This window comes from Sulfitobacter mediterraneus (assembly GCF_016801775.1).
GTDB classification, from domain to species: Bacteria; Pseudomonadota; Alphaproteobacteria; order Rhodobacterales; family Rhodobacteraceae; genus Sulfitobacter; species Sulfitobacter mediterraneus_A.
The window spans coordinates 2,990,537-3,011,013 of sequence record NZ_CP069004.1 but is presented as its reverse complement, the minus strand read 5'-3'; the positions used below and the strand labels follow the sequence as shown (position 1 = coordinate 3,011,013).

Genomic DNA, 20,477 nt, shown 5'->3' with positions numbered 1-20,477 from the left:
TTATTGCTCCCTTTGCGGCACGCCGTCCGCGATCTCGTAATAATCACCCTTGTCCGCGACGAAGATGTGTTTTTGCAGCGTCAGCCCGGTCGGACCGTCAATGGCACCCAATGAAAAGCTCATTCCGTCTTCATCGTGGGCTTTCCAGAACAGGAAACAGCCGCAAGCGGGGCAAAAGCCGCGGGTGGCGGTTTTGGTCAAATCGAACCAACGCACTTCGCCAGTGATGTCGAAGTTTGACCGGGGCGCATAGCCGGAGGCCCAGTAGTTGCCCGATTGCTTGCGGCATTGGCCGCAGTGACAGGCCGATACGCTTTGCCCGCCATCGCGTACGGTAAAGGTGACTGCGCCGCAGTTGCAGCTGCCCTTCAGAATGTTGCTTTGATCTGGCATCACGCCCTCCCCGGTGTAACGGCACTGCCCAGAAGGGTGCCGTAGATTATAAAACAGACCGCCATGACCCGGCGCACCCAAATGTTGAACACCGCCCCCATCGCCGCACGGCCCAGCCCAGCGCCAAGCGCGGTAAAGGTTGTGTAGCTGAGCGCGGTGAGCGTCAGCGCGGTAGGCATGATCACCACCATCTGGTCCCAGATCGGAACATCTGGTTGGACAAACTGGGAAAAGGCCGCGAGGTAGCCTGCCACGCTTTTGGGGTTGATGGTGGCGATCGCAAAGGCTCGCAAATAGATCGACCGTGCGGGCCGTGTGATCTCTGGCACCGGCTTGCTGGCATTCAGCCAGCCGCGCACGCCGAGATAAATCAGAAAGCCCGCGCCGATCAGCTTGGCCACCGTGAAGGCCAGCGGTGATGCCGTGATCAATGCGGTGACGCCCAAAGCGGACAAGATCAGGAAGAGCGTGGCCTGTGTGAGGATGGCGAGCACACCAATCAGGCTGCGGCGGAAACCCAGAGTCATGCCGTTGCTGATGCAGTTGACGGCATTTGGGCCCGGCGTGGTGACAAAGACCAACCAGAACAGCGCGAATACGATCCAGGCCTCAAAGCTCATACGTCAATACTCCGGCGGGGCGATGACCCAGATCGCCACGGCAGGTGCGTCAAAGGGATTGGACCAGCGAAATGGTTCGCCCCGGATGCGGAAACTGTCACCGGGGTGGATCAAATGGGTGGTGCCGCTGATTTCGATCTCCAATTTACCGGACAGCAAATAACCCACCTCTTGCGTCTGGCGGGTGACCTCTTCGGTGATGCGGCTGTGCGGCTGAAAGGTGGAATGCACCATCTCGAAATCATCAGTCAGATCGGGGGAGAGAAGTTCTTCAACCAATCCGGCGGTGTAGGCACCAATGGTCCGGCGGGCATCTTTGCGCACGACAAAGCCTGCCTCATGGGCAGGGGCGGCCTCGTGGCGGAACAGCATGGACACGGAAACATCCAGCGCCGCCGCGATATGACGTAGATCGGTGATGGAAGGCTCTGAGATGTCCCGTTCAACCTGGCTGAGCCAGCCGACGGACCGGCCCAGCGCATCGGCCATATCGGTCAGCGTCAAGCCCCGGCTTTTGCGCAGGGCACGCAGATCGGCGCCCAAAGTGTCTGGTCTGTCCGGGGTGCTGTGTTGCATGTCAGGTCCGTGAAAATTCTAACTCGAATTTCACGATGCCTGAGTCGTGTGAAAAAATCCAGATTTATTTCACGCGATTATTCTGCCCGCGCAAAAACTGCGCTGAGGATCCTTGTCAGGGCCTCTGCATCCCCGTCCGTAAACGCCGCAGGTTGGTCGCTGTCGATATCAAACACCGCGATCAGGCGGCCTTTGCCATCAAACACCGGCAAAACAAGTTCAGACCGGGTGGAAGAGGCACAGGCGATGTGGCCAGGGAAAGCATCCACATCCGCGACCAGTTGCACCGCCTGTTCCCGCGCCGCCGCGCCGCAGACCCCGCGCGAGAACGGGATCGTCAGGCATCCGTGGCCACCTTGGTACGGCCCGATCTTGAGCATTTCTGGACCTGTGACGCGGTAAAAGCCGGTCCAGTCAAAGCGATCATCCGCATGATGCACCTCGCAAGCCACGGTCGCCATCAAAGCAACAGTGTCCGTTTCCCCCTCTGTGAGGGCGGCAAGGGTTTTGGCGAGGGTTGGGTAATCGACAGTCATGATGTGTGCCCTTGAAACGGCGACCGGGGGCTGACTGCCCCCGGACCCCCGTGAGTATTTTAGGCCAAAAAGGGTTCAGACCCGTTCGATTGCAATGGCAGTTCCTTCGCCGCCACCGATGCAGATGGCCGCGATGCCCCGCTTGAGATTGCGTTTTTCGAGGGCGTTGAGCAGCGTTACCATGATCCGCGCACCAGAGGCGCCGATGGGGTGCCCCAGGGCACATGCGCCGCCGTTGACGTTCACGATGTCATGGCTGAGATCCATCTCATGCATGAAGGCCAGTGGCACAACGGCAAAGGCTTCGTTCACTTCCCACAGATCGACATCCTCTTTTGACCAGCCGATTCGGTCCAGCAGCTTTTGCGCGGCGGGCACCGGTGCGGTGGTAAACAAACCTGGCGCCTGGGCATGGCTGGCATGGCCCATAATGCGGGCGCGGATGGTCAGGCCTTGCGCCTTGGCGGCCTCTTCTGAGGCCAAGATCAGCGCGGCAGCGCCGTCAGAGATTGAGGAGGAATTGGCAGCTGTGACCGTGCCACCTTCGCGGAAGGCTGGTTTGAGCTGCGGGATCTTTTCGGGGCGCGCGCTGGCGGGTTGCTCATCGGCTGAAACGGTTGTGGTGCCTTTGCGCGAACGGACCTCAAGCGGGGCGATCTCGTGCTCGAACGCACCGCTGTTTTGCGCTTCGAGCGCCCGAGACAACGAGGCAAGCGCATATTCGTCCTGGGTTTCACGCGTGAACTGGAATGCCTCGGCGCAATCTTCGGCAAAGGTGCCCATCAGGCGGCCCTTGTCATAGGCATCTTCGAGCCCGTCGAGGAACATGTGGTCAATCACCTGGCCATGACCGAGCCGCGCACCACCGCGCATTTTAGGCAGAACGTAAGGCGCATTTGTCATGCTCTCCATGCCGCCTGCGACCATGACATCCGTATGGCCAAGGGCGACCTGATCAAATGCGATCATTGCGGCCTTCATGCCGGAGCCGCACATCTTGTTCAGGGTTGTGGCAGGCACCTCTTCGCCCAGACCAGCGGCAAAACCGGCCTGCCGCGCAGGCGCTTGCCCCTGACCGGCGGGCAGAACGCAGCCCATGAGCACCTCTTCAACCTGCGCGGGGCCCGCGCCGTCCAACGCGGCCTTGATGGCGTGACCGCCCAACTCGGCGGCTGTCATGCCTTCAAATGCACCCTGAAATCCGCCCATGGGCGTACGGGCCGCGCCCGCAATTACAACATTTCGCATCACGTTCTCCTTGCTTGGCGTCTGATCATCAGTTGGTAAGGATTTACCGCTATGCCTTGATGCAACGCTCGGGTCTCAGGGTTTTACTTATGAAAGTTTCCACGAAGATTGAAGGGGACAGATGTGTCGTGACGGTTCAGGAGGATCGCATTGATGCGGTTGTCGCGCTTGCCTTTAAAGACGCCATGCGGCGCAATACCGTTGGATCAGGCGCAATGGTGATCCTCAACCTGGCACAGGTGCAGTTCATTGACAGCAGCGGGCTGGGCGCAATTGTCGCAACCATGAAACACCTTGCGCCAGACCGACAGCTGGTTCTGGCCGGGCTGACCGCCCCGGTTGAGCGGGTCTTTACCCTGACCCGGATGGACAGTGTTTTCCAATTGTTTGCCACCCTTGATGATGCTCTGGCGGTTCACCATGCATAAGCAGGACATGCCGGTCGCTGACACAGGAGCTTTGACCTTGGGATATTTGCCGCCGTTTGAAGTGTCGCTCGACAGCCAACAATCCGACGTGCGTGGAGCGCTCAGTGCGTTGCTGGCGGGATTGGGGCCACTCGCTCTGGATGTAGAAGAGGCCGGTACGGTCGAGTTGGTGATGGCCGAGGCATTGAACAACATTGTTGAACATGCCTATGCAGACCGCAAGCGCAAAGAGGCCATTCATATCCGGTGCAAACAACTTCGTGATGGGCTCCACCTTCGGATTGTGGATCGCGGGATGGCCATGCCGGATGGCAAGACACCGATCGGGATGGCCCAAGATATCAACGTGGATACCCCTGACATGCCGGAGGGCGGTTTTGGGTGGTTCCTGATACAGGATCTGGCAAAGGACATCCGGTATCGGCGGGTTGGACACACCAACCAGCTTGACCTGCGATTGGCCGTGGCTTTGCACGCCGAGGTTTAACCTCCATTTCCTTCGTTTTTGAAAGCCCTGCCAGCGATCTCGCTTGCGGGGCATTTCGGTTGTGCAGTCCCTGCAAGCTCATACCGTTTACCATGCCTCAAAGCTGCCCTGATGTTTCCCACAAGTGCCGTGATCTGATCATAATTGCGCCGTTGTCTGGGGGCATATCTGGATTTGTAGCTTCACAAGGCTTCCCTCGGCGGCGCGCTTTATAGCCCCCACCCAATGCGCGGCGCCGAGGATCTTTTCCCTATATCATTGGCAGCCCTGCACTCGCGGGCTAGGTTCCGATCAAATCAAACTGACGGAGCCATCAATGCGTGACTTTCACTTTCCCGGACGGTCCCCTGTGTTTGCCAGCAATGGCATGTGCGCAACCTCGCACCCTTTGGCCGCAAAAACCGCTATCGACATTCTGGAACGTGGCGGCAATGCGATGGATGCAGCGATTGCCGGGGCGATCTTGTTGGGCATTTGTGAGCCGCAAATGACCGGGATCGGCGGGGATTGTTTTGTCCTCTATTCAGAAACCGGGTCGGATGAAGTGATTGCGCTGAACGGATCTGGCCGGGCGCCAGCGGCCCTTGATGCAGCGGCATTGCGGGCGCGGGGTGACACCGCCGTGCCACTTTACTCTGCCGATGCGGTGACAATTCCAACGGCGATGGATGCGTTTTGCGGGTTGTCCGAACGGATTGGGAAACTGGGGCTTGATACACTTCTGGCGCCAAGCATTCACTACGCGGATGAGGGTGTCCCCGTTGCGCCGCGCGTTGCGTTTGATTGGGCTTTAGAGACTGAAAAGCTAAAGGGCAGCGCCCGAAATCACTACCTCAAGAATGGCAGCGCCCTGAAAACCGGCGATATCTTCCGCGCGCCCGGTCAGGCAGAGGTGCTGCGCCGCGTCGCGAAATCGGGCCGCGATGCGTTTTACACCGGCGAGATTGCCGAAGATATGATTGCCGCGCTGACGGCCCAAGGCGGCGCTCACACCGCAGAGGATTTCGCCGCCGCGGCCAGCGACCAAGCGGTCCCGGTTGAAGCGTCCTACAAGGGCATTGATGTTATTGAACATCCGCCAAATGGACAGGGCGCAACGGCGCTGTTGCTGCTGAATATCCTCGCGCAGTTTGACATTGCGGCGATGGATCCGCTTGGCGCGCAGCGCGTTCATATTGAGGCGGAGGCGAGCAAGCTGGCCTATGACGCCCGCAACCGGTTTCTGGCCGATCCGGATCATACAACTCGGCTCGATCACATGCTGGCCCCGGAAACGGCGCAGCGGCTGGCGGCATTGATTGATCCCAAGAAGGCCATGCCAGCTGCAGCCCCACTGACAGAGCAGGTGCATAAAGATACCGTCTATATCACCGTGGTAGACCGCGATGGTATGGCCGTTTCGATGATTTATTCGATCTTTCACGGCTTTGGATCGGGTATTGCCTCTGACAAATTTGGTATTCTTCTGCAAAACCGGGGGGCCGGGTTTACCCTAGAAGAGGGCCACCCCAATGAGCTGAAAGGTGGCAAGCGCCCCATGCATACGATCATTCCGGGGATGATCCGTGAAAACGGCAAGGTGATCATGCCCTTTGGCGTGATGGGCGGGGCCTATCAGCCATGCGGCCACGCGCGATTTGTGTCCAACCTGCAGGACTTCGAAATGGATATGCAGTCTGCCATTGATGCGCCGCGGGCCTTTGCAGATGGTGGCGTGCTAAAGATTGAACGCGGCTATTCAGAGGCTGTGCGCCAGTCGCTGACCGATTTGGGGCATCAGGTAGCAATTACGGATACCGCTATTGGCGGGGCGCAATCGATCCGCCTGCGCCCGGATGGCGTGTTGGAAGGGGCCAGTGATCCGCGGAAAGACGGATGTGCACTGGGGTACTGAGGCACGCGGCCCGTTGCAAAAACCCAGGCGGCGAAAATCGACGTCTTTAGTTCAACTGGAAATGAAGCGGATAGGCCCCATCGGTAAACGGGCCAAACAGATCGGGGATGTCGGGGTGATCCACAGGTTCGCCCGAATAATCGGCAACCAGGTTCTGCTCCGATACATAAGCCACATAGTAGCTTTGATCGTTTTCGGCCAAAAGGTGATAGAACGGCTGGTCTTTGACCGGCCGGCTTTCTTCCGGGATGGCTTCGTACCATTCATCGGTATTGGCAAATTCCGGATCGACATCAAAAATCACCCCTCGGAAGGGATGTTTCTTGTGGCGGACGATTTGCCCAAGGTGATATTTAGCGCGTGTTCGAAGCATAACTGCAGGCCCTACCTCTCGTTAGGTAGCGTTTCAAGTGGCTTTTGTCCAATCACGCAGCGGCAATTGAAGGAAACAGACTGTTGAACCTCACCCTCACAGTGCTTGAGATCGTCGCACCGGTATTTTTACTGGCTGGGATTGGGTTTGTCTGGGTCAAGGTCGGGCTAGAATACCGCATTCAGTTTGTGACCCAAATGGCGATGACCTTGGCCGTGCCCTGCCTGATTTTTGTTTCGCTGATGAACACGAAGATTGATCCGGCGGCCCTGACCTCGCTTTCGCTGGCAACTGTGGTGGCCTACGGGGCAGTGTCAGCTGCGGCGGTGGTGCTTGTGCTGGCGTTGGGTTTGAACAGACGCACGTTTACCGCACCGCTGATTTTTGGGAATACCGGAAATCTGGGTCTGCCGCTGGCGTTGTTTGCCTTTGGTGAAACCGGTCTCAGCTATGCGGTGGTGGTTTTTGCGATCATGGCAATCTGGTCATTCACCTTTGGGATCTGGCTTGTTGCGGGGGCGGGATCATTTGGCAAAGTGCTGCGCGAGCCTTTGGTCTGGGCCACATTGCTGGGCGCGCTTTTCCTGTGGCAGGGGTGGCAAACACCGGTGTTTCTGACCAATACCCTGAGCCTTGTGGGGCAGATGGCGATCCCTTTGATGTTGATCACTTTGGGCGTGGCAGTCGCACGGCTCTCGCCCGCGGGGATGGGTCAGGCGATTGTGCTTTCGTTTGTGAAGCTGCTGCTGTGCGTGGGGATCGCCTGGATCGCCGGGCGGTGGTTTGCCTTGGACAAAACCGCCTTTGGCGTGCTGGTTTTGCAGGTCGCAACGCCGGTCGCAGTTACGTCCTATCTGCTGGCCGAGAAGTACGGGGCAGATTCGCAAGCCGTTGCGGGGCTGGTCGTTGCGTCCACCCTGATGTCGATCGGCGCATTGCCGCTACTCTTGGCGCTTTTGCTGTGAAAATTGTGATGTGACGCCCGCATAGAATCTGATAAACTGCGGCAAAATATAAAAACGAAAAAGCGAGAGGCAGATGAGCAAAACTCTTCGCGCGTTGATTATTGTGCTGTTGGTGGCATCCTGTGGCGGTGGGCAGTCTTCTGCCCCGCGGGATCTGGATAACGCCTGCACGATCCTCAAGCAGCGCCCCGAATACTACAAAGCCTTCCGCAAGGTTGAGCGGAAATGGGGCGTGCCGATCCACGTCCAGATGGCGACGATCTATCAGGAAAGCAAATTTGTCGCCGATGCGCGCACACCGTTCAAATATGTGCTTGGCGTGATTCCGATGGGTCGCCAGTCCAGCGCCTATGGCTATAGCCAGGCGTTGGATGCGACTTGGGATGAATATCGCCGTGCCGAAAACCGGCGTACGGCCAAGCGGGACCGCATTCGCGACGCCAGCGATTTTATGGGCTGGTACATGACCCAAAGCAAAGACCGGAATGGCATTCCCCTCACGGACGCTCGCAACCAATATCTGGCCTATCATGAAGGCCACACCGGGTTTTCCCGCCAGACCTACAACAGGAAAGCATGGCTGGTGGCCGTGGCAGGCAAGGTTGACGCCCGATCTGCCATGTACCGCGAACAAATCTCCAGCTGCCGGTTGCGCCGGTTCTGATTGTTATCCCTGCCCCGTGTGGGCAGGGGTTTCATTACCGTTTTGGCGCGGATTGTGCGGCGCCGACATCAAACAGATTGTTTGGCAGGCTCACGCCCTTTTGCAGATCGCCCAGCACAACGGTGGTCTGCCCGCCGCCGCTGTCATTGATCACCCATTGGCGCAACTCAATCGGATTGGAGGTAAACTTCAGCTCGATATTGCCATAGCCTGGGCTTTCAGGGTCTTGCGCCTTGACCACGGTGGCCGTGCCGTCAAACCGGTGTCCGGTGACCATCTTTGCCCGTCCCAGATCGACCTGACGTGCCAGGATGATCGACAAAGGTGTGCGGCTCAGAGGATAACTTTCCGCCGGTTGGTTGGATTTCTTATCGTAAATCACCACCGTGTTGCTGCCCGCGACCACCAAGGCCGATTCCGGCGGATTGTATTCAAAGCGCACCTTGCCGGGGCGTTTGATATAGATGGTGCCGGTGCTGATGGACCCATCGTCATTGATCTGCGTGAACTCGCCCTTGGCGGTCTGCAACTTGTTCAGATAGGCAGAGATTTCACCCAACGGCAACTTTTCCGCCAGGGCCGCAACCGGGGCCATCACAAGTGCTGCCGCTGTAACTGCAGCGGCCATCGTTAAAATACGCATAATGTCTTCCTGTCTGACTGCTTGGCCTTACACATAGGGCGCATTGTGCGGTTATGCGATATCAGCCCGCAAAAATCCGCGCAAACTTGGCCCATCAATGGAAAAACCGCCGGAACAGGGGCCGGCGGTTTTCAACAGTGCTGAGGCGGTGAAGAGGGATTTAGCCCTGCTCTGGCACCAGAATTTCGCGTTTTCCGACATGGTTGGCGGGGGACACAAGCCCCTGATCTTCCATTTGTTCCACCAGACGTGCGGCTTTGTTATAGCCAATCGCCAGTTTCCGCTGGATGTAGGAGGTCGAGCATTTCCGGTCTTTGATAACGATTTGCACCGCCGTGTCATACAGGGCGTCTTCGCCATCTGTATTGCCGCCCAGGCCCAACACCGCATCAATGTTGCTTTCGTTGTCTTCTGACGGGCCTTCAACCACACCAGAGATGTAGTCCGGTTCGCCATAAGCCTTAAGGTGATTGACGATTTCCTCCACCTCTTCGTCGCTCACAAAGGGACCGTGGCAGCGCGTGATCTTGGCACCGCCCGCCATGTAAAGCATGTCACCCATGCCCAGAAGCTGTTCGGCGCCCATTTCACCCAAAATGGTGCGGCTGTCGATCTTGGAGGTAACCTGAAACGAGATCCGCGTGGGGAAGTTCGCCTTGATCGTACCGGTGATCACGTCGACCGAGGGGCGCTGTGTTGCCATGATCAGGTGAATGCCAGAGGCCCGCGCCATCTGCGCCAGACGCTGGATGCAGGCTTCGATCTCTTTGCCCGCGACCATCATCAGATCCGCCATCTCGTCCACGATCACCACGATATAGGGCAGCGCCTCGGGTGTGTTCTCTTCGGTCTCGAAGATCGGCTCGCCGGTGTCCTCGTCAAATCCTGTTTGAACGGTGCGGCTGAACATTTCACCCTTGGCCAAGGCTTCACGGACGCGGCCGTTGTAACCTTCGATGTTGCGCACACCCATTTTGGACATCTTGCGATAGCGCTCTTCCATCTCGCCCACGGTCCATTTCAGGGCTACAACCGCCTTCTTCGGATCGGTTACAACCGGCGACAACAAATGCGGAATACCGTCATAAACCGACAGTTCCAGCATCTTGGGGTCGATCATGATCAACCGGCATTCTTCCGGCGTCAGCTTGTAAAGCAGGCTCAGGATCATGGTGTTGATCGCAACCGATTTACCGGAACCGGTGGTCCCTGCGATCAGCAGGTGGGGCATCTTGGCGAGATTCGCGACAACCGCGTCACCGCCGATATCTTTGCCCAATGCAAGCGGCAGGCGCATATTGCTGTCGCCGAAATCGCGTGCCGCGAGGATTTCGCGCAGAACCACCTTTTCGCGGTTTTCGTTGGGCAGTTCGATACCGATTACCGAACGTCCGGGCACGGTAGAAACACGCGCCGACAGGGCAGCCATGGACCGGGCGATGTCATCAGCCAAACCAATGACGCGAGAGGCCTTGAGGCCCGGCGCGGGTTCCAGCTCATACATGGTGACAACCGGGCCGGGGCGCACAGCGACGATTTCGCCTTTGACGCCGTAGTCATCCAACACGTTCTCCAGCATCCGCGCATTTTCTTCGAGCGCTTCATCCGACAGATGCAAGCGTTGAACCTGTTCGGGGTTTTCCAGCAGGCTCAGCGGCGGCAGTTCGAAACCGGGGTGGGTGTCTTCGAAGGTCAGCGTGGGCTGTGCTTCGGCTTTGGCTTGTTTGGACGGCTGCACCACTTTGCGTGCGGGCTGCTGCACCACTTTGCGCGGCTCTGCGACCGGAATGACCGGTGCGGGCGCAGGTGCTTCGACCAATGTAGAGCTTTCAAGCGGCAGCGGATCAGCGGCAACCTGAGCCACAAGAGGTTCGGGTGCAGGCGCCACAGTCGCGTGAACCTGCATCTGCGGCTGGGCTGCGGCCGTCAATGGCGGCTCGGCCCGCAAAGAAGCGGTCAGCGGCGGCTCTGGTGGCAGCTCGGCCACAGGCGCGGTGTTCAGCACAAGCGGATCAGGCCCCCTGCCCCGACCTTTGGTAAGAGGCGCGGTTGTTGGTGTGTGCAAAGCGGTGGTGCTACGCATGCGGTTCTTAATGACATCGGCAATCTTGGTTTTTATCCGATCTTCGCCCGGCACCTCGTCGATGACGGCTTCGCTGTAGGTCTCCACCAACTCTGGCTCGGGCATGGTTTCGGGACGTTTGATCAGGGTGGGCATACGCGCCATGATGCCGGACTTCTCCTCAGCCGGCGCTTGCGGCTGGCGCTGGGCTTGGGCGGTCATCTCCATATGCTCTTGGATCGCGGCATAGGCGGCGGCCTCATCCGCCTCTTTTCTCAGGCGTTCGCGGCGTGCGGCATGGCGGGCCTGCAACTGATGTGCGGCCTGAACAGCGCCGGTTGCGCCGCGACCCAAAAGGGTCATCAACATGGCATAGGCCATGATCACGCCAACCAACAAAAAGCGGCCAATGCGCAGCAATTCAGCCTTGGTAAAGCCCAGCACGAAGGCGCCCAGCGTCAGGATCGACACCCCCATCAACAACGACATCAGTTTCACGGTAAAACTGGACCCGATCGGCAGAACCGTCAGAACCGCGCCCATGACAGTGTCGCCAAACAGGCCACCAAGGCCAAAGCTGTGGGTTTGCAGCCATTCCTCGCCCGGTGCGAGGGTCGCGGCATAGATCGCACCCAGCGCCACGGCAATGGGCGCAAAAATCAGGCGGCTGACCGCACGTTCCTGCCCGATGTGCAGGGCAAAACGGATGCCCCAAACCAACAGAACAACGGCAAGACCCCAAGACCCCCAGCCCACAATCATGAACAAAGGCGCAGCAATAGACGCGCCCATACGGCCCATCCAGTTTTGCACCGGCGCATCGGTGGACACCATCCAGTTTGGATCATCCGGCGTGTAGCTGCCGATCATCAGAACAGCCATCATACCCAGAAGGATCAGGCCAAGGCCCAACAATTCCTTACCGCGTTTTTCAATCGCTTCAGCCATATTGCTGTCCAGCAGAGGATCGCGCCCGCGTGTCTGATATGCCATTGCTCTGTTCCCTCGAATTATGCCGAGTACAGGCAGTCGCGGATCAATTCCAATCCGCGTGCCGTCTCTTCTTTTGGGGCCACCAAGGCGACCCGAATATATGTCTTGCCCGGGTTTTCCCCGTTTACGTCTTGTGCCAGATAACCGCCTGGCAGCACCTTCACCCCGGTCTCGCGCCACAGCTTGAGCGCTGCTTTTTCGTCGTCCTCAACCGGAAGCCACAGGAAAAAACCAGCGTCCGGGCTGGCGTAGCCCGGCACATTGCCAAGAATGCGGTCGGCCAGTTGGTACTTTTCCTGATAGAGCCTGCGGTTCTCTTCGACATGCACTTCATCGCTCCAGACGGCGGCGGCGGCCTGTTGCAGCGGCAGCGGCAAGGGTGCGCCTGCATAGTTGCGCAACTGCTTGATCTCGCGGATCGTGTCTGGCCCGCTGGCCACAAATCCGGACCGCAAACCCGGCAGATTGGAGCGTTTGCTGAGCGAATGAAAAATCACGACGCGATTGCGGTCAGTGCCCAATGCCTGAACCATCTCCATCGCGCCCGTCGGCGGGGTATCGCGATAGATCTCGGAGTAGCATTCATCTGCTAGAATTTTGAAATCATAGGTCTCGGCCAGATCAATCAGCCGGGTCCAGTAGTCGCGATCCGCAACAGCGCCCTGTGGATTGGCGGGTGAGCAAATGTAGGCCGCCGTGGTCCGGCGCAGCACTTCTTCGGGCAATGCGTGATAGTCCGGCAGATGCCCCGTTTCCGCAGTTGCGGGCACCATGATCGGATCGGCACCACCAGAAATCGCACCGATCATATAGACCTGATAGAATGGGTTCGGCATCAAGATGGCAGTTTTCTCGCCATTCTTGGTTTCGGGGCAAACCGCCATGACCGCGTTGTAAAGCCCCTCACGCGTGCCGTTCAGGGCCATCACTTCGGTATCTGGGTCCATGACAACGCCATAGCGCCGGTCAATCCAGCCGGTGATGGCACCGCGCAACTCTGGCGATCCATCGTTGGGCGGATAGCGGTTAAACCCTGCAGCGTTTTGCGAAATGACATCTGTAACCCACGCCGGAAAGGCGTGTTTGGGTTCCCCGATGGTCATTTGAATAAGCGGCCCACCACCTTGATGCACGTCCAGAAGGGCGCGCAGGCGCGGCCACGCATGGGCCGGAAGGTTCGAAAACCGCTCAGGATACAACATCAAAACTGCCTCAGGTCGGGATCATTAACGCCCCGTTTTGTTCAAAGTACCCAAGGCCCACCATTACGTCCAGAACTACCGGAAATTACGGTGCTATTTGTGGCATTTGCGCCAATGTCATCCCAACGCCTCTTCGACCGCTGCACCAAGTCGCAGCAACCGTTCTTCGTGATTTGGCGGGGCCATCATCATCAGTCCGCACGACGGCGTGCCCGTTGGCAAGGTCAGGGCACAACCGCCCATCAGGTTGCCGATGCGGGTGTTGCGCAGTGCCATAAGGTTTTCCGAGACATAGTAATCGTGGTCCTGAGTGAGCCGCGCAAGATTGGGCGGCAAGATCGGCGCGGTTGGTAGAAGCACCGCGTCAAAACCGGCGGTGGCGGCATAGAACCCTTCGCGGGCCGCATGTAAGGTCGCCCAAGCGGCCACGTAATCGGGGCCGGAGAATCCTTTGCCCAAAAGGAACCGTTCAAGGATTTCGGAGAACATTTTTTCCGGATTGGCCTCAATCACATCCCGCCACAATCCATAAGCCTCAGCTGTGTAAAGGCAGCCAGAGAGCGGCATCACCTCGTTCACTTCCGGCACATCGATATCCTCGATAATGGCGCCTGCCGCTTCGAGCCGGGCAAGCGCATCCGCATAGGCGGCGGCGGGTGCCTCGCGCAGATCATCCATTGCAACGGTGGTCAGGCGGGCAAAGCGACGCCCCTCAATATCAGCGTGATGCAGATCAGCGGCTTTGGTCCCTTCCAGCGCGGCCAGCAAAAGGCTCGCGTCCTCGACCGAGCGGCAGAGCGGACCAATCGTGTCAAACCTTAGGGCGAGCGGCACCACCCCTTCGAGGGTCAGCCGGTCCGATGTGGTCTTGAGGCCAACAAGGTCATTCCACGCCGCAGGGATGCGCACCGAACCGCCCGTATCAGACCCGATGCCCGCCGCGGCCAGACCAAAAGCAACTGAGGCCGCTGCGCCGGAGGATGAGCCACCCGACACGCCGTCTGGATCATTCACGGATGGCGGCGTTGCCGTGCTGGGATTGTGCCCAAGCCCCGAGAAGGCTAGCTCGCTCATGTGGGTTTTGCCCAGACAAACCAAACCCGCAGCGGTGGCGTTTTGCAAGACGACCGCATCCCGGTCCGGCACCCGCCCTTCCAGCAGTTTGGATCCGGCCTCTGTTGCCACACCTGCGGTATCAAACAGATCCTTCCAAGAGACCGGGACACCATCCAGCGCAGACAGGCGATGCCCCGATTTGGCGCGTTCCGATGCGGCCTGCGCCTCGGCCAAGGCCCGGTCTGCCGTCACACGTGCATATATGCGATCCCGCAGGGGATGCGCATCAATGGCATCCAGATAGGTCTGGCACAGCGCCACCGGATCAATCTGCCCTTCCGCAATCCCGCGTCCCAAGTCTGCGGCGGTCATCATTAGCCAGTCCTGCATGGTCTTACCCTTCCGTGATTTTTGGTGACGGTAGCGGCGCTTGGGCACATGGACAATCCCCACCTGCCGCGCATATCTAAGGGCATGACATTTGATACCGATATCGCAATTGTGGGCGGTGGCCTGAACGGGCCAGCGCTTGCACTCGCTTTGGCGCAGATCGGCCTGAAGGTCACCGTGATAGATGCGCTGGATCTCAAGCTGCGCAAGAACGCAAAGTTTGACGGGCGGTCCTATTCCCTGGCCTTGGCGTCTATGCGGTTGATGCAGGGGCTTGGGATATGGCCCGTGATTGCCGATGAGGCGCAGCCGATGCTTGAGATCAAAGTTACCGATGGCCGCGCGGGCGAAGGCCCTTCGCCGTTCGTGATGCAGTTTGATCATGCCGAAATCGAAGAAGGCCCGATGGGGTACATGGTCGAGGATCGGCACCTGCGCCGCGCCCTTTTGGACGCGGTGAAATCGACGCCGGGCCTTACCCAGATCAACGGCACACGGGTGGTTGGGCAGGATGTCGATGCAAATGGTATCACGGTCACGTTGGACAGCGGCAAAACCTTGCGGGCGCGTCTGCTGATCGGCGCAGATGGCCGCAGCAGCGGCACCGGCGAAAGGGCCGGGATAAAACGGGTTGTCCAAAGCTACGGGCAAACCGCCTTGGTCTGCGCGATTGATCATGAATTGCCGCACGATGGCGTTGCACACCAGTTTTTCATGCCGCCCGGTCCGCTGGCGATCTTACCGCTCAAGGGCAACCGTTCGTCTATCGTCTGGAGTGAGACAACCCAGAACGCCGCCCGGATTCACGCCCTGCCGGACGACGATTATATCGACGTGTTGCGCCCGCGCTTCGGCAGTTTCCTTGGTCAAATCTCGCTTGCCGGGGCGCGGTTCACCTATCCGTTGGGCCTGTCACTGGCCCATGAAATGATTGCCCCTCGCGTCGCGCTCGTCGGGGATGCGGCCCACGGGATGCACCCGATTGCAGGGCAAGGACTGAACGCTGGTCTGCGCGATGTCGCTGCCTTGGCCGAGGTGATCGCAGAAGCGCAGCAGCGCGGTGAAGACATCGGATCAGACGCCGCATTGGCCCGCTACCAGGAATGGCGCCGCTTTGACAACACATCGCTGGCACTGGCGACGGACAGCTTTAACAAGCTGTTTTCGAACGACAATCCATTACTACGCGCAGCGCGGGATCTGGGGATGGCAGCGGTCAATGCCCTGCCGGGTTTGCGGCGTGGATTTATCCGTGAGGCCGCTGGTCTCAATGGGGAATTGCCGCGCCTGATGCAGGGCAAACCGCTTTGATCTGAAAGGATCAGTCGAGGATACGCGCCTCATCTTCAAGCATCACTGGAATGCCATTGCGGATCGGATAGGCCAGACCGGCCTCTTTCGACACCAGTTCCTGATTTTCCGCGTCATAGCGCAGCGTGGCTTGGGTCCGTGGGCAAATCAGCGCTTCAAGCATCCGGCGGTCGAACTGCACTTCGGTGTTGGTCATTGCATCAATCCTTCTTCCTGACCGCCGCGCATGGCGTATTCTATCAGCGTCACCAATGTTTCGCGCCGCGTTTCAAGCGATGGCGCTTCTAACAAGGCTTGTTTGTCCTCGGGGTCAAATTCCAACATCATCGAAAGGGAATTGATCAGCAACTCGTCCTCCGCATCTTTCAGCGTGTCCCAGTCGGCCGACAGGCCCAACGTGTCGAAATACCGGCCCAGCAATGTCAGGAACGGTTTGCGGCAAAATCCGCTGTCGCCTTCTTCTTTGCCCAGATCCCGGCCAAACCCATCCCAGCTGACATCGCAGCGACGATAGGGCGTGAACCCCTCAACCTCTTGTATCACGCGAAACCGCGAGACACCGCCGAGGGTGATCATGTACCGCCCGTCTTCGGTTTCGGAAAACTGTGTAATCCGACCCGCACAGCCGATGGTCTGCAAACCCGGCCCTTCCCGGCCGGGCACCTCGTTGGGTTGCACCATGCCAATGAGCCGGCCATCAGTCTTGAGCGCATCGGATATCATCTGAAGATACCGCGGTTCAAAGATGTGCAGCGGCAACCGCGACCGCGGCAAAAGCAACGCCCCCGCCAGCGGAAAAATCGCAATTGTGTCGGGCAATTCGGTTGGCTTTATCATGGACAACGATCTAGCCCGCCAAGCCAATCAGGCAAATATCATTGAGCTAAGCTTGCGCCGCCCGTTGAGAACCACCGGATCATTCGGTTTCAGCGCGTCGAAAATGGTGAACAGCTGTGTCTTGGCGGCGCTATCGTTCCATTCCCGATCCCGCTTGAAGATGTCGAGCAGATGATCCACCGCCCCTTCGGCATCGCCATTGGCATAAAGCGCCTGCGCCAGATCAAACCGTGCATGATTGTCCTCTGGATTGGCTTCGACAGCAGCAGTCAATTCGGCCACGGGACCGGCATCAGCGGCCTGCCGTGCCAATTCAAGCTGGGCATGGGCGGCTTCGAGTTCCGGCGCTTTGGAGATTTCGATCGGCGCACCATTCAGCAGGGCTTCGGCGTGATCAAGATCATCCAGCGCCAGATAGGACCGCACCATGCCGCCATAAGCGGCCGCGTGCAGCGGGTCTTCGCCAAGGATGGCGGCAAAGGTCTGCGCCGCATCCGAAGCTGCGCCTTCGGCCAGCATTTCCTCTGCGGCGGCGACCGCTTCGTCCAGTTGCTCGCCCGGCGCTTCGCCGCCCGCGGCTTTCACGACGCGGTCGATAAAGGCCTTGATCTCGGACTCGGGCTGGGCACCTTGAAAGCCATCAATCGGCTGACCTTTGTGAAAGGCATAAACGGTTGGAATGGATTGGATCTGCAACTGACCGGCGATCATCTGAGCTTCGTCAACGTTGACCTTGACCATCTTGACCGCGCCCTTTGCAGCTTTCACTGCCGCTTCAAGCTGTGGACCAAGGGTCTTGCAGGGGCCGCACCATGGCGCCCAGAAATCTACAACGATCGGGGTCGTCTGCGACGCCTCGACCACGTCTTGCATGAACGACGCTTCGTCGCTGTCTTTGATCAAATCGGCATCGGGCGCACCCGACAGGTTCAGTTCCATCATTTTCAATTCCTCGCGTTGCGCGTTTGGTGCCTATATGTAGGCAGTTGGCGCAGATTCAAAGGTCAAAGGTCGCAAAAACCGGGGCGTGGTCGCTGGGTTGTTGCCATCCGCGGACATCGCGCACAACATGACTGGAGTGACCGGCGTTCGAAATGTCTTGTGTCGCCCAGATATGATCGAGCCTGCGGCCCTTATCGGCGGCATCCCAATCGGGAGAGCGATAAGACCACCAGCTATACAGATTGCCTTGCGGAATATCCTGTCGTGTGATGTCCACCCATTTGCCTGCATCTTGGGTCTCGGCAAGTGCCTCAACCTCAACCGGAGTGTGGCTCACCACCTTGAGCAGTTTTTTGTGGTCCCAGACATCATCCTCACGCGGGGCAATGTTCAGATCGCCGACCATGATGGATTTTTCTGGATTTTCCGCATGGAACCAGTCGCGCATCTCGGACAGGTAATCCAGCTTTTGACCAAACTTTTCGTTGATCTCGCGGTCCGGCTTGTCACCGCCCGCAGGCACATAGAAGTTGTGGATGGTCGTGCCGTTCTCCAGCTTGGCCGCTACATGGCGGGCATGGCCAAGCGCGGCAAAATCGCGATCACCGACATCTTCCAACGGCAAGCGGGACAGGATTGCCACGCCGTTATAGCCCTTTTGCCCGCGCGCAACCATGTGGGTATAGCCCGCCGCGTGAAAAGCCTCAGTCGGGATCTTGTCCACCGGGCTTTTGCATTCCTGCAAGCACAATACATCTGGCCCGTGTTCTTTCAGCAAGCGCAGCACCAGAGGTTCGCGCAGGCGAACGGAGTTGATGTTCCAGGTGGCGAGGGAAAAAGACATGGGCGGCAGGCTCCGGTTTGGGGTGTTTGGGCCGCACCCTACTCCTTGCCGCCGCCCGCCGCCATGATGAAATCAGACGCCGTTTGGCGCGATCATCACCTTGCCGTTCCGCTCGCCCGCCCAGGAATATTTCGCCGCTTCGGCAATTTCATCGAGGGTGAAATGTTTGTCGATGGGCGCATAAAGCGTACCCTTGGCAATCTGGCCCGCCAGATCTGCATAAAGCGCCGCGCGTGTCGCCTTGTCCGCCGCGTTCATCCATGTGACCAACCAAAAGCCGCGCACTGTGATGTTGTTGAAAATAAGCGCCGCAGCTCCAATCGCGCTGTCCTCGTTGGACATGCCGCCGTAATTCACCAAGGTTCCGCCCGGCTCCAGCGTGTCTGCAAGGCGGCCAGCGGTTTTGCCCGCCACCGCATCCACCGCCAGCTTCATCTTGGCGCCTGTGGCGGCTTTGACGTCCCGCGCCAAATCAGGGCTGTCGACCAACACCACATCTGCGCCCAGATCTTTCAATCCTGCAATTGCGCTTTCGCGGCGCACCACGCAAACCACATTGATGCCTTTGGCTTTGGCCAGTTGGACCAGATAGCCACCCACGGCAGAGTTTGCGGCAGACTGGATCACCCAGTCGCCCTCTTTCAGATCGACGTAATCTGTCAAAAGCAGCGCCGCCGTGGCCGGATTGACCAGCAGCATTGAAAGCTGGTCCAGATCCCCCTCGGGCAGCGGCACCAGATGACGGGGATCGCAAACCGTTTCACTGACCCAAGTGCCCTGCCCGGCTGGCAGCAAAACCAATTGCCCCTCTCCCGGCCCTTCGACAATGCGGCCCAGCCCTTCGTTGCCCGCGATAGCAGGCAGCGGCGGTTTCACACCATAATTGCCCGACACCTGAATAAGGTCAGATGGGTTGATCGGCGCACGCAACACTTTCACCCGCACCTGGCCTTCGGCCAAGGGCATATCGGGCGTTTCAACAACTTTGAGCACGTCCGCCGGATTGCCAAAGGTTTCGTAGATCACTTGCTTCATGTGTTTACTCCTGTTCCCCACAACATGGGGCAGTAGCGCTGGCGGCGCCAGACCACGGGCCGCAACGTCACTTGGACAGCGCGGCCGCTTGGGGCAGAAAAAAAGGGCCAGACAAGATGTCCGGCCCGAGTCCAACAGGGAGGTATGTGTCATTGCCCGGACACATGCTTCGGGTTCAAACCGATTGGCAGGTCATGAAAACCCCGCCGCTCAGGGAAATAATTCGGTTTCGCGAAAATGGTTCCCGCGAATCAGGCCATGAGCCTGTACCCACCACTTTCCGTAACAAGAAGGCGCGCATTTGACGGATCTGGTTCAATTTTTTGTCGAAGCCGATAAATATGCGTCTCAAGCGTGTGGGTCGTGACCCCGGCATTGTAGCCCCAGACCTCATGCAGCAGAACGTCACGCGGCACCACGCCATCGTTTGAACGATAAAGAAACTTGAGGATATTGGTTTCCTTCTCGGTCAGGCGCACCTTGCGGTCTTCTTCGGTAATCAACATCTTCATCGAAGGTTTGAAGGTATATGGCCCAAGCTGGAACACCGCGTCTTCGGATTGTTCGTGCTGGCGCAACTGGGCGCGTATGCGTGCGAGCAGAACCGGGAATTTGAACGGTTTGCTGACGTAATCATTGGCGCCAGCATCCAGGCCCAGGATTGTGTCTGCGTCCGTGTCATGACCGGTCAGCATTACAATCGGGCTTTTCACACCCTGTTTGCGCATCAGGCGGCACAGCTCGCGACCATCGGTATCGGGCAGGCCCACATCAAGGATCACCAGATCATAGATTGCCTCTTTGGCACGGGACATTGCATCGGCCCCGTTTTCCGCTTCGAAGACATCAAAGTCTTCAGTCATGAACAATTGCTCGCTCAACGCTTCGCGCAGGTCGTCATCATCGTCCACAAGCAGGATCTTCTTGAGCTGGGCCATACATTTCTCCAATCAACTTGGAATATAGATGCGTCTTGCA

Annotated in this window: 22 protein-coding genes; 6 read left to right on the top strand and 16 right to left on the bottom strand. The window is 58.5% G+C overall.

All coding sequences use genetic code 11. The annotated features are described in order from the left end of the window. The 5 genes from JNX03_RS14890 to JNX03_RS14870 all read right to left on the bottom strand — a co-directional run bounded on the left by JNX03_RS14890 (position 1) and on the right by JNX03_RS14870 (position 3,373). The gene (locus tag JNX03_RS14890) at positions 1-393 is read right to left on the bottom strand and encodes a GFA family protein (RefSeq protein ID WP_203209797.1); all 393 of its coding nucleotides are present in this window, start codon (positions 391-393) and stop codon (positions 1-3) included. Beyond that, positions 393-1,013, bottom strand: coding sequence for a LysE family translocator (locus JNX03_RS14885; RefSeq protein WP_203209796.1), 621 nt, complete (start codon positions 1,011-1,013; stop codon positions 393-395). Before JNX03_RS14885 ends, JNX03_RS14890 begins: the two co-directional genes overlap by 1 nt. 3 nt (positions 1,014-1,016) lie before the next feature. Beyond that, positions 1,017-1,589 carry a helix-turn-helix domain-containing protein gene (locus JNX03_RS14880; RefSeq protein ID WP_203209795.1) on the bottom strand — a complete coding sequence of 191 codons (573 nt, stop codon included), beginning with the start codon at positions 1,587-1,589 and terminating at the stop codon, positions 1,017-1,019. Positions 1,590-1,666: 77 nt separating this feature from the next. Then, positions 1,667-2,125 carry a GAF domain-containing protein gene (locus tag JNX03_RS14875; RefSeq protein ID WP_203209794.1) on the bottom strand — a complete coding sequence of 153 codons (459 nt, stop codon included), beginning with the start codon at positions 2,123-2,125 and terminating at the stop codon, positions 1,667-1,669. A gap of 75 nt (positions 2,126-2,200) precedes the next feature. Continuing rightward, entirely contained in the window at positions 2,201-3,373 is a 1,173-nt protein-coding gene (locus tag JNX03_RS14870; protein WP_203209793.1) for a thiolase family protein, read from the bottom strand. 89 nt (positions 3,374-3,462) lie between these two features. On the opposite strand from JNX03_RS14870, the gene JNX03_RS14865 reads away from it, so the two are divergent. From JNX03_RS14865 to JNX03_RS14855, 3 genes are all read left to right on the top strand, one after another. Further along, positions 3,463-3,801 carry an STAS domain-containing protein gene (locus tag JNX03_RS14865; RefSeq protein WP_203209792.1) on the top strand — a complete coding sequence of 113 codons (339 nt, stop codon included), beginning with the start codon at positions 3,463-3,465 and terminating at the stop codon, positions 3,799-3,801. Then, the gene (locus JNX03_RS14860) at positions 3,794-4,288 is read left to right on the top strand and encodes an ATP-binding protein (RefSeq protein WP_231024176.1); all 495 of its coding nucleotides are present in this window, start codon (positions 3,794-3,796) and stop codon (positions 4,286-4,288) included. The genes JNX03_RS14865 and JNX03_RS14860 overlap by 8 nt, the downstream gene beginning before the upstream one ends. Positions 4,289-4,604: 316 nt before the next feature. Beyond that, entirely contained in the window at positions 4,605-6,182 is a 1,578-nt protein-coding gene (locus JNX03_RS14855) for a gamma-glutamyltransferase family protein (RefSeq protein ID WP_203209791.1), read from the top strand. A 46-nt stretch (positions 6,183-6,228) separates the two neighbouring features. Here the strand turns inward: JNX03_RS14855 and hspQ are convergent, their stop codons facing one another. Further along, positions 6,229-6,555 (bottom strand): heat shock protein HspQ, encoded by a 327-nt coding sequence (gene hspQ / locus JNX03_RS14850; protein WP_025049429.1) that lies wholly within the window; start codon positions 6,553-6,555, stop codon positions 6,229-6,231. Between the two features lie 83 nt (positions 6,556-6,638). Here hspQ and JNX03_RS14845 point away from each other — a divergent pair, with 83 nt between their 5' ends. Next, positions 6,639-7,520, top strand: coding sequence for an AEC family transporter (locus tag JNX03_RS14845; protein WP_203209790.1), 882 nt, complete (start codon positions 6,639-6,641; stop codon positions 7,518-7,520). Between the two features lie 73 nt (positions 7,521-7,593). Then, positions 7,594-8,184, top strand: coding sequence for a lytic transglycosylase (locus JNX03_RS14840; RefSeq protein ID WP_203209789.1), 591 nt, complete (start codon positions 7,594-7,596; stop codon positions 8,182-8,184). A gap of 34 nt (positions 8,185-8,218) precedes the next feature. Here the strand turns inward: JNX03_RS14840 and JNX03_RS14835 are convergent, their stop codons facing one another. The 4 genes from JNX03_RS14835 to JNX03_RS14820 all read right to left on the bottom strand — a co-directional run bounded on the left by JNX03_RS14835 (position 8,219) and on the right by JNX03_RS14820 (position 14,530). Further along, a complete protein-coding gene (locus JNX03_RS14835; RefSeq protein WP_203209788.1) occupies positions 8,219-8,827 on the bottom strand; it encodes a LolA family protein in 609 nt (202 codons plus the stop codon). Positions 8,828-8,987: 160 nt separating this feature from the next. Then, complete coding sequence (locus tag JNX03_RS14830; protein ID WP_203209787.1) at positions 8,988-11,882, bottom strand: DNA translocase FtsK; 2,895 nt, start codon at positions 11,880-11,882, stop codon at positions 8,988-8,990. A 17-nt stretch (positions 11,883-11,899) separates the two neighbouring features. Continuing rightward, complete coding sequence (locus tag JNX03_RS14825; protein ID WP_203209786.1) at positions 11,900-13,084, bottom strand: aminotransferase class I/II-fold pyridoxal phosphate-dependent enzyme; 1,185 nt, start codon at positions 13,082-13,084, stop codon at positions 11,900-11,902. Positions 13,085-13,201: 117 nt separating this feature from the next. Further along, on the bottom strand, positions 13,202-14,530 hold the full coding sequence (locus JNX03_RS14820; RefSeq protein ID WP_203209785.1) for an amidase: 1,329 nt from the start codon (positions 14,528-14,530) through the stop codon (positions 13,202-13,204). Between the two features lie 84 nt (positions 14,531-14,614). On the opposite strand from JNX03_RS14820, the gene JNX03_RS14815 reads away from it, so the two are divergent. Continuing rightward, positions 14,615-15,841 carry a UbiH/UbiF/VisC/COQ6 family ubiquinone biosynthesis hydroxylase gene (locus tag JNX03_RS14815; protein ID WP_203209784.1) on the top strand — a complete coding sequence of 409 codons (1,227 nt, stop codon included), beginning with the start codon at positions 14,615-14,617 and terminating at the stop codon, positions 15,839-15,841. A 10-nt stretch (positions 15,842-15,851) separates the two neighbouring features. Here the strand turns inward: JNX03_RS14815 and JNX03_RS14810 are convergent, their stop codons facing one another. The 6 genes from JNX03_RS14810 to JNX03_RS14785 form a co-directional block, all read right to left on the bottom strand. After that, positions 15,852-16,037, bottom strand: coding sequence for a Trm112 family protein (locus tag JNX03_RS14810; RefSeq protein ID WP_203209783.1), 186 nt, complete (start codon positions 16,035-16,037; stop codon positions 15,852-15,854). Continuing rightward, positions 16,034-16,678, bottom strand: coding sequence for an LON peptidase substrate-binding domain-containing protein (locus JNX03_RS14805; RefSeq protein ID WP_203209782.1), 645 nt, complete (start codon positions 16,676-16,678; stop codon positions 16,034-16,036). Before JNX03_RS14805 ends, JNX03_RS14810 begins: the two co-directional genes overlap by 4 nt. Positions 16,679-16,705: 27 nt before the next feature. Then, the gene (gene trxA, locus JNX03_RS14800) at positions 16,706-17,620 is read right to left on the bottom strand and encodes a thioredoxin (RefSeq protein ID WP_203209781.1); all 915 of its coding nucleotides are present in this window, start codon (positions 17,618-17,620) and stop codon (positions 16,706-16,708) included. Positions 17,621-17,675: 55 nt separating this feature from the next. After that, positions 17,676-18,464 carry an exodeoxyribonuclease III gene (locus tag JNX03_RS14795; RefSeq protein WP_203209780.1) on the bottom strand — a complete coding sequence of 263 codons (789 nt, stop codon included), beginning with the start codon at positions 18,462-18,464 and terminating at the stop codon, positions 17,676-17,678. A 72-nt stretch (positions 18,465-18,536) separates the two neighbouring features. Further along, positions 18,537-19,499 (bottom strand): zinc-dependent alcohol dehydrogenase family protein, encoded by a 963-nt coding sequence (locus JNX03_RS14790; protein WP_203209779.1) that lies wholly within the window; start codon positions 19,497-19,499, stop codon positions 18,537-18,539. Positions 19,500-19,750: 251 nt separating this feature from the next. Continuing rightward, entirely contained in the window at positions 19,751-20,437 is a 687-nt protein-coding gene (locus JNX03_RS14785; protein WP_203209778.1) for a response regulator transcription factor, read from the bottom strand. Positions 20,438-20,477: the final 40 nt, after the last annotated feature.